This is a genomic window from Mesorhizobium sp. ORS 3428 (genome assembly GCF_001854785.1).
GTDB lineage: Bacteria > Pseudomonadota > Alphaproteobacteria > Rhizobiales > Rhizobiaceae > Mesorhizobium.
In genome coordinates this window covers 330,811-341,521 of record NZ_MDFL01000001.1, presented here as the reverse complement: position 1 = coordinate 341,521, position 10,711 = coordinate 330,811, and the positions used below count along the sequence as shown (strand labels likewise).

Here is a 10,711-nt window from a genome sequence, read left to right as displayed (position 1 = left end):
CGCGACCGGCCGCGTCACCGGCATCGAAGTACTGCCGCCGGCCGCGCTCGGCCGGCCCCGCGTCGACGTTACCTGGCGCATCTCCGGCCTGTTCCGCGACATGTTCCCCACTCAGATCGCGCTCATCGACGCCGCCGCCAACGCGGTCGCCGGCCGCGACGAGGACGATTCGGAAAATCCTCTTGCGGCTGCCACCCGAGCCTCAGGCAAGGTCGGCCCGCGCATTTTCGGCACCTCGCCCGGCACCTATGGCGCCGGCGTCGAGGATCTGCTGTCGCGCGGCGAATGGGGCGCACGCGAGGAGGTCGGCCGCGCCTATCTCGACGCTACCTCGCACGCCTATGGCGGCGCCGACGGCGAAGCGATCTCGGCTCCCGGTGCCTTCGAGGGCCGCATCGCCGAAGCCGATCTTCTCGTCCACACAGGCGACGACCCGGGCCGCGACATCCTCGAAGGTTCCGCCGACGTCGCCTTCATCGGCGGGTTTTCGGCGGCGCTTGCAGCACTTGGCCGCAATGCCGATGTCATCGTGCTCGACACTACCGATCCGAAGAAGCCGAAGCCGCGCTCGGTGGGCGAAGCGGTCGCCAGAGTGGTACGGGCCCGCGCGGTCAATCCGCGCTTCATCGCCGGCCAGATGCGCCACGGCCCGCGCGGCGCCTCGGAGTTCGCCGAGACGGTCGACCGTCTCGTCGGCTTCGCCGAGACCACGCATACCATATCGGGCGCGCTGATCGAAGCGGTGCACGATGCCTATCTCGGCGACGCCGACGTCCGCGCCTTCCTGCTGCGCGAGAACCCGGCCGCGGCGAAGGTGATCGCCGAGCGCTTCCTGTCGGCGCGCCGGCGCGGCCTCTGGCACCCGCTGCGCAACTCTGTCGACGACGATCTCGCGGCCTTGATCGCCGAGGCCCAGGCAAGCGGGGTGGCGGCATGAACGCCTTCTCGCGCCGCGGCGCCTGCCCTGCCCTCAGCGCGCCGATGCAGACCGGCGACGGACTGCTGGTGCGGCTCAACCCGGTTGCTGGAGGACTTTCGCCCAAGGTTCTGATCGGACTCGGCGAATCCGCCCTGCGCCACGGCAACGGCATCGTGGAGGTGACCGCCCGCGGCAGCCTGCAGATCCGGGGGCTGACACCGAAAAGCGCGCGGCTAATGGCGGCCGAGGTGGATGCGCTGGGGATTTCGGTGCGGACGGGCGTTCCGGTGGAGATTGGCCCGCTGGCGGGCATCGATCCGCATGAGATTGCCGACCCGCGCCCGGTGGCCGAGCAGATCAGAGCGGCAATCGAAGCAGCCGGGCTGACGCCGCGACTGGGGCCGAAGGTGTCGCTGGTTGTCGACGGCGGCGGGCAGTTGGCGATGGACGCGGTGACGGCCGATGTGAGGCTGAAGGCGCGGCGGACTGCCGCCGGCGTGTATTGGAGCATGTCGGTCGGCGGCGACGCGCGAAGTGCGAAGCCGCTTGCAATGGTCGATGCGGATGCGGGGCGTGACATCGCTGTGGCTGCGCTCAGGATGGTCTCCGAGAAAGGCCGCGAGGCGCACACGCGGGATTTGACCGAAAGGCAGCTCAATTCTCTCGCAAGCTGGCACTCCGTCCCACCCCCCTCTGTCCTGCCGGACATCTCCCCCGCAAGGGGGGAGATTGACCTGTCGCCACCGGCTTCGCCAATCTCCAACGGCGTGAGTGGAACGCCAGCGCCGAAGCTGCCAATCTCCCCCCTTGCGGGGGAGATGTCCGGCAGGACAGAGGGGGGTGCGAAGGAACGCCCACCTACAAGAAGCCCTATCGGCATGTTCGATCTTACAGTTAGCCGAGCCCTCGGCATCGGCCTGCCCTTCGGCAGCATGCCGGCCGAGCAACTCATCGACATTGCCAGACAAGCCTCCGAACTTGGCGCCACCGAAATCCGCCTCGCCCCAGGCCGCGCCCTGCTTCTCCTCGGCCTCACCGCATCCGCCGGCACTTTGCTCCAAGCTTCCGCCGCCACCCTCGGCTTCGTCACCTCCCCTACCGACCCGCGCACCCRCATCGCTGCTTGCCCGGGCACGCCGGCCTGCGCCTCCGGCCGTATCGCCACGCRCTCCCTCGCTGAGACGATCGCAACCGAAAGCGCCGATCTGCTCGATGCCTCGCTCACACTCCACATCTCCGGCTGCGCCAAGGGCTGCGCGCATCCGGGCCCGGTGGCGCTCACGATCGTCGGCGACGAAAACGGAGCCGGACTTGTCGTGGACGGGACGGCAAAGGCCCTTCCTGCCGCGTACAGGCCGGGCTATGACGCCGCGCGCGGGGTCGCCGGCATTGCGGCGGCGATCCGTGAACAACGACATGCCGGCGAAACCGCCGCTGCCAGCCTCGCAAGGCTTGGCGCCGCCGGCATCGCTGAACTCTATCGACGGAACTGAGAATGGCCGCCTACGACTATATCCATGACGGGATGGCGATTTACGAGCGCTCTTTCGCCATCATTCGCGCCGAGGCTGATCTCTCGCGCTTCTCCGAGGCCGAGGCCGACGTCGCGATCCGCATGATCCACGCCTGCGGCCAGGTCGAAGCCGCTGCCCATTTCGTCTTCTCCGGCGGTTTCGTAACGGCCGCGCGCACCGCGCTTGCCGCCGGCGCGCCGATCTTCTGCGACGCCGAGATGGTCGCCCATGGCGTCACGCGCGCCCGACTGCCGGCCGGCAACGAAGTGATCTGCACGCTGCGCGATCCGCGCACCGCCGWGATCGCCAAGGAGATCGGCAACACCCGCTCGGCCGCCGCGATCGACCTCTGGGGCGAGCGCATGGCCGGATCGGTTGTTGCCATCGGCAATGCGCCGACCGCGCTCTTCTACCTTCTGGAAAAACTGCGCGACGGCTTGCCGAAGCCGGCCGCGATCATCGGCATGCCGGTCGGCTTCGTCGGTGCAGCCGAATCCAAGGATGCGCTGGCGGAGAACTCCTACGGCGTGCCCCATGCCGTCGTGCGCGGCAGGCTGGGCGGCAGCGCCATGACGGCCGCCGCGCTCAACGCATTGGCGAGGCCGGGCCTGTGAACGCTCTTATCAAGGGACGCCTGGTCGGCGTCGGCACGGGCCCCGGCGATCCGGACCTTTTGACGCTGAAGGCGGCGCGCGCGCTGGCCGAAGCCGATGTCGTCGCCTATTTCGCCAAGCGCGGCAATAACAGCAATGCGCGCGCCATCGTCGAGGCGCGCTTTCGCCCGGACATGATCGAGCTGCCGCTGCTCTACCCGGTGACGACGGAGATCGACAAGGATCACGACGACTACCGTTCGCAGATCACCGATTTCTATGAGCAGTCTGCCGAACAGGTCGCCGAACATCTCGGCGCCGGCAAGATGGTTGCGGTGCTGTCGGAAGGCGATCCGCTCTTCTACGGCTCCTACATGCACCTGCATGTCCGGCTGGCGCACCGCTTCCCGACCGAGGTCATTCCCGGCATCACCGCCATGTCCGGCTGCTGGTCGGCCACCGGCTTGCCGATCGTCCAGGGCGACGACGTGCTCACCGTGCTGCCGGGCACGATGAGCGAGTTCGAATTGACGCGGCGCCTCGCCGACACCCATGCCGCCGTCATCATGAAGGTCGGCCGCAACCTGCCGAAAATCCGCCGCGCACTGGAAGCGGCCGGCAAGCTCGCAAAGGCGGTCTATGTCGAACGCGGCACGATGCCGGACAGCGTCTCGATGCGGCTCGCCGAAAAGCCGGACGACAAGGCGCCCTATTTCGCCATAGTGCTGGTCGCAGGCTGGTCCGCCCGCCCGGGAGCCAAGGCATGAGCGGCCGCCTCACCGTCATCGGTCTCGGTCCCGGCAATGCCGACCAGGTCACGCCGGAAGCAACCCGCGCCGTGGCGGAGGCTTCCTACTTCTATGGCTACAAGCCATATCTCGACCGGCTTGAGCTACGTTCAGACCAGACCCGCATCGCCTCCGACAATCGCGAGGAGCTTGCGCGCTCCAATGAAGCGCTGGCCAAGGCAGCCGAAGGCCACAATGTAGCCGTCGTCTCCGGCGGCGATCCCGGCGTCTTCGCCATGGCGGCGGCCGTCTGTGAGGCGATCGAAGCGGGACCGGCCGAATGGCGCGACATCGATCTGGCCGTTGTTCCCGGCGTTACCGCCATGCTCGCGGTTGCCGCCCGCATCGGCGCGCCGCTCGGGCACGATTTCTGCGCCATATCGCTCTCCGACAATCTGAAGCCGTGGGACCTGATCGAGCTGCGCCTGCTGGCGGCTGCGGGCGCCGGCTTCGTCATCGCGCTCTACAACCCGATCAGCAAGGCGCGGCCCTGGCAGCTCGGCCGTGCCTTCGAGTGCCTGAAAGCGATCCTGCCCGGCACCACGCCGGTGATCTTTGGCCGCGCCGCCGGCCGGCCCGACGAACGCATCGAGGTGTATCTGCTCGCGAACGCCGATGCGTCGAAGGCGGATATGGCCACCTGCATCATCATCGGCTCGCCCGAAACGCGCATCATTAAGCGTGGCGAACGGCCAGTGCTGGTCTACACGCCGCGTTCGGCTTCGGGGTCGAAAAAATGATCGACCGTGGCGGCCAGCTGATCGACCGTCTCGGCCGAGGGAACGTCCGGCAGAGGCGGCCGGCGGACCATGATCACTTCGATGCCGAGCGCCCGCGCGGCGGCGATCTTGCCGTAGGTCGCCTCGCCGCCACTGTTCTTCGACACAATGGCATCGATGCCGTGCTTTTTGAGCAACGCCCGTTCGTCCGCTTCCGGGAACGGCCCGCGCGCCAAGAGGTAGAGCGCATCGGGCACTGCGAGCTTCGGCTCGACCGGATCGACGCTGCGGATCAGATAGCGATGCTGCGGCACAGCCTCGAAGGCGCCGGCCTCCTGCCGGCCGATGGCGAGAAACACGCGGCGCGGTGCCGCGCCAAGCGCCTCAGCCGCGTCCGCGACACTCTCCACCAGAGTCCAGCGATCGCCCGCGACAGGCTCCCAGCCGGGACGCCGGAGCGCAAGGATCGGCACGCCGGTTTGCCTGGCCGCTTTAGCGGCATTGGCCGAAATGCGCGCCGCGTAGGGATGCGTGGCATCGATCAGCAGCCGGACATGTTCCTGGCCAAGATAAACCRCCAAACCCTCCGCGCCGCCGAAGCCGCCGACGCGCACCGGCACCCCTTGCGCGACAGGGCTTTCGGTGCGGCCGGCGAGCGACAGCGTGACCGAGAAATCCTCCCGACGGGAAAGCCGCCCCGCCAACTGCCGGGCCTCCGTAGTTCCGCCGAGGATCAGAATGTTCGCCATAGGCACCATGATGCGCAGCAGCTGCGCTGCCCCCTACCCTTACCCTCTCCCCGTCAGGACGGGGAGAGGGGGTCGCCAGCGTTGCAGCTAGCTCCCTTCTCCCCGTCACTATACGGGGAGAAGGTGCCGGCAGGCGGATGAGGGGCGGCGCGGCATGTCAAAAAACAAGCTGCCAACGCGGAAATGGCTCACCATTGTCGGCATCGGCGAGGAGGGTGTAGCGGGTCTCGGCGACGAGGCCAAGCGCAGGATCGCCGAGGCGGAATTCGTCTTCGGCGGCAAGCGGCATCTCGCGCTCGTCGCATCCCTGGCCCAGGGCGAGCCCCGCCCATGACCGACGCCATTCGACACCGAGATGCGCGATGTGCTGGCGCTGAAAGGCCGGAATGTCTGCGTGCTTGCTTCTGGCGACCCCTTCTTCCACGGCGTCGGGGTCACTCTGGCGCGCAAGGTGAAGCCGGAGCATATGCTCGTCCTGCCGGTGCCTTCGTCGCTCTCGCTGGCTGCGTCCCGCCTGGGCTGGGCGCTGCAGGATGTCGAGACCATCTCGCTGCACGGCCACTCGATCGACCTGGTCCGGCCCCTGCTCCACCCTGGCGCGCGCATCCTGGCGCTGACATCCGACGGCGACGCGCCGGCAGCCGTCGCCGGACTGCTCGACGAGCTCGGCTTCGGCCCTTCGCGATTGACGGTCCTCGAGGCGCTCGGCGGTCCCGACGAAAGGCATCGCACCGCTCGCGCTGACGCCTTCGATCTCGAAGAAATCAATCCGCTCAACGTGCTGGCGCTCGAAATTGAGCAGACAGCGGATGCGCGCATCCTGCCTTTGACCACCGGCCTTGCCGACCATCTGTTCGAGCATGACGGCCAGATCACCAAGCGCGAGATCCGCGCCGTCACACTGTCGGCGCTGGCGCCCCGGCGCGGCGAGTTGCTGTGGGATATCGGCGCCGGGTCGGGCTCGATCGGCATCGAATGGCTGCTGGCGCACCCTTCGATGCGCGCGATTGCTATCGAGGCCAACAGGGAGCGCGCAGCGCGCATCCGCCGCAACGCCGCGCATTGCGGCGTGCCCGGCCTGGTGGTGGTCGAAGGCTCGGCGCCTAGGGCGCTCTCAAAACTGGAGACGCCGGATGCAATCTTCATCGGTGGCGGCGGCAGCGATGCCGGTGTGCTGGACAAGGCGATCAAGGCATTGCGCTCCGGCGGCCGGCTGGTCGCCAACGCGGTGACACTGGAGATGGAGGCGCTGCTGCTTGGCCAGCACACCAGGCGCGGCGGCGACCTCGCTCGCATCGCCCTCTCCCGCGCCGCCCCAGTGGGTTCCATGCAGGCCTGGCGCCCGGCGATGCCCGTCATGCAGTGGAGCTGGGTGAAGCCATGATGGTCGCAGGCATCGGCAGCCGGAAGGGCGTGACGGCGCGCGCCGTCCGCGCCGCGATCGAAACCGCGCTCGAAGCGCATGGATTGGCGATGACTGCGCTTTCGGCACTGGCCACCGGCGAAATGAAACGCAACGAAGAAGCGATCTTTCTTGCCGGGCGCGATCTCGACCTCCCGGTGATCGTCGTTACAGACGATGCGCTGCAAGCTGCCTCGTCAGGCACGATCAGCCGATCCGATGTTTCGCAGGCGCATGCCGGCACGCCGTCGCTTTCGGAAGCCTCGGCTCTGGCAGCAGCCGGAAAAGGTGCGAGACTGCTCGGGCCGCGCACTGTGCTCGKCCCGGTCACTTGCGCCATCGCCATCAGCGGAGACGCGCCATGACCATCCATTTCATCGGCGCCGGCCCGGGTGCCGCCGACCTCATCACCGTGCGCGGCAGCCGGCTGCTGGCGAGCTGTCCCGTATGCCTCTATGCCGGCTCGATCGTCGCACCGGAGCTGCTCAAACATTGCGCACGGGGCACCAAACTGATCGACACCGCGCCGATGTCGCTCGACGAGATCGAGGCCGAATATGTCGCCGCTCATAAGGCCGGCCAGGATGTCGCGCGCCTGCATTCCGGCGACCTTTCGGTGTGGAGCGCGGTGGCCGAGCAGATCCGGCGGCTGGAAAAGCATGATATCCCCTACACGCTGACGCCGGGCGTGCCGTCTTTCGCGGCGGCAGCGGCCGCGCTGCGGCGCGAGCTCACCATTCCCGAGCTCGCGCAAAGCCTGGTGCTGACCCGCGTCTCCGGCCGCGCCTCGAAGATGCCACCGGGCGAGACGCTTGCCGGCTTCGGCCGCACCGGCGCCACCCTTGCCATTCATCTCGCCATCCACGCCATCGATCGCATCGTGGCCGATTTGACGCCGCTCTACGGCGCCGAATGCCCGGTCGCGGTCGTCTTCCGCGCCTCCTGGCCAGACGAGCGGATCCTGACCGGCACGCTGGACACCATCGAGGCGATGCTCGCGGAAAACCCGATGGAACGCACGGCGATCATCTTCGTCGGCAGCGCCTTGGCCGCGCAGGATTTTGGCGAAAGCTCACTTTACGACGCCCACTACCAGCGGCGTTTTCGCGGACGGGACGGATTGTGAACGACAGCGCCAATAGAAACGGACGGGCAACGGTGGAGCAGGCGCTGGCGCGGCTGAACTTCAGGCCGCGCGCGCTCGAGCCCGGCCATGTCTGGCTCGCCGGCGCCGGTCCCGGCGATCCCGGCTGTCTGACGCTGGAGGTGCTGGCGGCGCTCGGACAATGCGATGCGCTTGTCTACGACGCGCTGGTTTCGCCCGATGTCGTCGCGGTCGCTGAAGGCGCCGAGCTTTTCTACGCAGGCAAGCGCGGCGGCCAACCGTCGATGAAGCAGGACGACATCAATGCCCTGCTCGTGCGGCTTGCGCGCGAGGGCCGCCGCATCGTGCGCCTGAAGGGCGGYGACCCCTATATTTTCGGCCGCGGCGGCGAGGAAGCGCTGGCCTTGGCAAACGAAAATATCCCGTTCCGGGTGCTCTCCGGCCTCACTTCCGGCCTCAGCGCGTTGGCAGCCACCGGCATCCCCGCCACCATGCGCGGCATCAACAAGGCCGTCATCCTCGCCACCGGCCACGCCGCCGGCACAGAGGACGACATCGACTGGGCCGCGATTGCCCGCACCGGCCAGCCTGTCGTCGTCTATATGGGCATGGCCAATCTGCCGGTCATTGCGGCAGCGCTGCTCGCGGGCGGCCTCGCACCCTCGACCCCAGCAGCGGTGATCGTCGCGGCGACCACGCCGCAGGAGCGCATCGTCGTCGCAACGCTGGCGACGATCGCCGAGGAGGCCGCAGCCGCCGGACTCGCCTCGCCGGCACTGATCGTCGTCGGCGATATCGTCAGCATGCGCGCGGCACTGGCGGGCGGAAAATGACGGCGCGCGCGATCATCATCGGGGCGCCGCGCTCCGGCTCGGGCAAAACCAGCGTCACCATCGGGCTGCTGCGCGCGCTTGCCCGGCGCGGGCTGAAGGTGCGCGGCGCGAAGTCCGGACCGGACTATATCGATCCCGGCTTCCACACGGCCGCCACTGGCCTCTCCGGCGTCAATCTGGACAGCTGGGCAATGTCGCCTTCCCTGCTCAACGCGCTGGCCGCGCAGGCGGCGGATGATGCCGAATACGTCATCCTCGAAAGCGCGATGGGTCTGTTCGACGGCATTCCCGCACCCGAAGGACGGTCGGGCTCGGCCGCGGACCTCGCGCGGCTCTACGGCCTGCCTGTGCTTCTGGTCCTCGACGTATCCGGCCAGTCGACCACGGCCGCCGCCGTCGCCAAGGGCTTTGCCACTTACGATCCGGATGTGCGCATGGCCGGCGTCGTGCTCAACCGCCTTGGCAGCGAGCGGCACAAGCGGCTGTCGGGCGACGCCATCGAGGCGATCGGCCTGCCGGTGGTCGGCGCCGTCATGCGCGACCCCACGCTCAACTTGCCAGAGCGGCATCTCGGCCTCGTCCAGGCCGGCGAATACGAAAACCTCATAGCGCATCTCGATCGGCTGGCCGACATGGTCGAGAAGTCGCTCGACGTCGACGCCGTTCTGGCGCTGGCGACGCCGCTGGAACCGGCGGCAGGCGGCTTCGGCGATGCATTGCCGCCGCCCGGACAGCGCATCGCGCTGGCCGAAGATGCCGCCTTCACCTTCCTCTATCCGCATGTCGCCGCGCATTGGCGCAAGGCCGGCGCCGAAATCGTCCCCTTCTCGCCCCTCGCCGACGAGGCGCCGGCCGAAGACTGCGATGTCTGCTGGTTGCCCGGCGGCTATCCCGAACTGCATGCCGGCAAGCTTGCGGCCGCTGCCAGCTTCCGTGCTGGAATGGCTCGTTTTGCCGCGACCAAGCCCGTTCATGGCGAGTGCGGTGGCTTCATGGTGCTGGGCGAGACGCTTGAGGACGCCGACGACCAAAGCCACAACATGCTCGGCCTGCTCGGACATTCGACCAGCTTCGCCAAACGCAAGATGAACCTCGGCTATCGCGAGGCGCGATTGCGCGCCGCATGCCCGCTTGGAAGCGAAGGCACGCTCATCCGCGGGCACGAGTTCCACTATGCGCAGATGACGGCCACCGGCAATGACGAGCCGCTGGCGGATCTTGCCGACGGCCAGGGCAATCCGCTTGGCCCCTCGGGCTACCGGCGCGGCCATGTCAGCGGCACCTTCTTCCATGCCATTGCGAGGAGCCAATGACCGGCGCCTCCTCGCCCCGGCAGTTGCTTGACGATATYGGCCTCAGCCTCGTCTTCTTCACACGGCTGAGGTTGCCGTCGAGCGATTTCGGCGGGCGCAGTCTTGCCGAYGCGATCTGGGCGGCACCCTTTGCCGGTTTGGCCGTCGCCATCATCGGCGCGCTCGCCTACGCTATTGCTTCCGGGCTRGACGTAGCCACCGGTCCGGCCGCGGCGCTCGCTCTCGCGGCGACGATGCTCGCCACCGGCTGCCTGCATGAGGATGGGCTTTCTGACATCGCGGATGGGTTCGGCGGCGGCCGGACGCGCGAGAGAAAGCTGGAGATCATGCGCGACAGCCGCATCGGCGCCTATGGCGCCGCGGCACTCGGCATCTCGCTGCTCATCCGCTGGAGCGCCCTGTCCGCACTGRCCGGCCCCAGCCATGTATTCCTAGCCCTGCTTGCGGCGCACGCCGCCTCGCGTGGCCTGTTCGGCGCCTTCATGCATTTTCTGCCGCCCGCTCGCTCCGACGGCCTCTCCGCCACTGTAGGCACGGTCAGCGCCGAGACCGCCGCTGTCGGCGCAGCCCTCGGTGCCGCGTCGCTGCTGGCGCTCGGCCTTGGCGGCGCGATTGTCGCGCTCATCCTGCTCGGCCTCTCGTTTGCCGCCTTACGCGCGCTTTGCCTGCGCCAGATCGGCGGCCAGACCGGCGACACGATCGGTGCGCTGCAGCAGCTCGGCGAGATCGCGGTCCTGCTTGTTGCCTCGGTTTCCCTATCCCCCTGACTCACAATT

General features: G+C 68.2%; 11 protein-coding genes and 1 pseudogene. 11 read left to right on the top strand and 1 reads right to left on the bottom strand.

Annotated elements, in window-relative coordinates; translation table 11 throughout:
• The 5 genes from ORS3428_RS01540 to ORS3428_RS01520 form a co-directional block, all read left to right on the top strand.
• On the top strand, nt 1-937 hold a 937-nt coding region (locus ORS3428_RS01540), incomplete at its 5' end, for a cobaltochelatase subunit CobN (protein WP_172833636.1).
• Entirely contained in the window at nt 934-2,412 is a 1,479-nt protein-coding gene (gene cobG / locus ORS3428_RS01535; protein ID WP_071094024.1) for a precorrin-3B synthase, read from the top strand. The genes ORS3428_RS01540 and cobG, both read left to right, overlap by 4 nt.
• A gap of 2 nt (nt 2,413-2,414) precedes the next feature.
• Entirely contained in the window at nt 2,415-3,047 is a 633-nt protein-coding gene (locus ORS3428_RS01530) for a precorrin-8X methylmutase (RefSeq protein ID WP_071094023.1), read from the top strand.
• On the top strand, nt 3,044-3,793 hold the full coding sequence (locus ORS3428_RS01525; protein ID WP_071094022.1) for a precorrin-2 C(20)-methyltransferase: 750 nt from the start codon (nt 3,044-3,046) through the stop codon (nt 3,791-3,793). Before ORS3428_RS01530 ends, ORS3428_RS01525 begins: the two co-directional genes overlap by 4 nt.
• Nucleotides 3,790-4,554 carry a precorrin-3B C(17)-methyltransferase gene (locus tag ORS3428_RS01520; protein ID WP_071094021.1) on the top strand — a complete coding sequence of 255 codons (765 nt, stop codon included), beginning with the start codon at nt 3,790-3,792 and terminating at the stop codon, nt 4,552-4,554. The genes ORS3428_RS01525 and ORS3428_RS01520 overlap by 4 nt, the downstream gene beginning before the upstream one ends.
• Here ORS3428_RS01520 and ORS3428_RS01515 read toward each other — a convergent pair.
• Nucleotides 4,518-5,282 carry a cobalt-precorrin-6A reductase gene (locus tag ORS3428_RS01515; RefSeq protein ID WP_071094020.1) on the bottom strand — a complete coding sequence of 255 codons (765 nt, stop codon included), beginning with the start codon at nt 5,280-5,282 and terminating at the stop codon, nt 4,518-4,520. The two genes, ORS3428_RS01520 and ORS3428_RS01515, sit on opposite strands and share 37 nt — an antisense overlap.
• 154 nt (nt 5,283-5,436) lie before the next feature.
• On the opposite strand from ORS3428_RS01515, the pseudogene cbiE reads away from it, so the two are divergent.
• The 6 genes and pseudogenes from cbiE (at nt 5,437) to cobS (ending at nt 10,702) form a co-directional block, all read left to right on the top strand.
• Nucleotides 5,437-6,666, top strand: a pseudogene (cbiE, locus tag ORS3428_RS01510) (precorrin-6y C5,15-methyltransferase (decarboxylating) subunit CbiE).
• On the top strand, nt 6,663-7,049 hold the full coding sequence (locus ORS3428_RS01505; protein WP_071094019.1) for a cobalamin biosynthesis protein: 387 nt from the start codon (nt 6,663-6,665) through the stop codon (nt 7,047-7,049). Before cbiE ends, ORS3428_RS01505 begins: the two are co-directional and overlap by 4 nt.
• Nucleotides 7,046-7,810: a precorrin-4 C(11)-methyltransferase gene (gene cobM, locus ORS3428_RS01500; protein WP_071094018.1), complete on the top strand. Its 765-nt coding sequence runs from the start codon at nt 7,046-7,048 to the stop codon at nt 7,808-7,810. Before ORS3428_RS01505 ends, cobM begins: the two co-directional genes overlap by 4 nt.
• Nucleotides 7,807-8,622 (top strand): uroporphyrinogen-III C-methyltransferase, encoded by an 816-nt coding sequence (gene cobA, locus ORS3428_RS01495; RefSeq protein ID WP_071094017.1) that lies wholly within the window; start codon nt 7,807-7,809, stop codon nt 8,620-8,622. Before cobM ends, cobA begins: the two co-directional genes overlap by 4 nt.
• Nucleotides 8,619-9,935 carry a cobyrinate a,c-diamide synthase gene (locus tag ORS3428_RS01490; RefSeq protein ID WP_071094016.1) on the top strand — a complete coding sequence of 439 codons (1,317 nt, stop codon included), beginning with the start codon at nt 8,619-8,621 and terminating at the stop codon, nt 9,933-9,935. The genes cobA and ORS3428_RS01490 overlap by 4 nt, the downstream gene beginning before the upstream one ends.
• The gene (gene cobS, locus ORS3428_RS01485; protein ID WP_071094015.1) at nt 9,932-10,702 is read left to right on the top strand and encodes an adenosylcobinamide-GDP ribazoletransferase; all 771 of its coding nucleotides are present in this window, start codon (nt 9,932-9,934) and stop codon (nt 10,700-10,702) included. Before ORS3428_RS01490 ends, cobS begins: the two co-directional genes overlap by 4 nt.
• Nucleotides 10,703-10,711 lie beyond the last annotated feature (9 nt).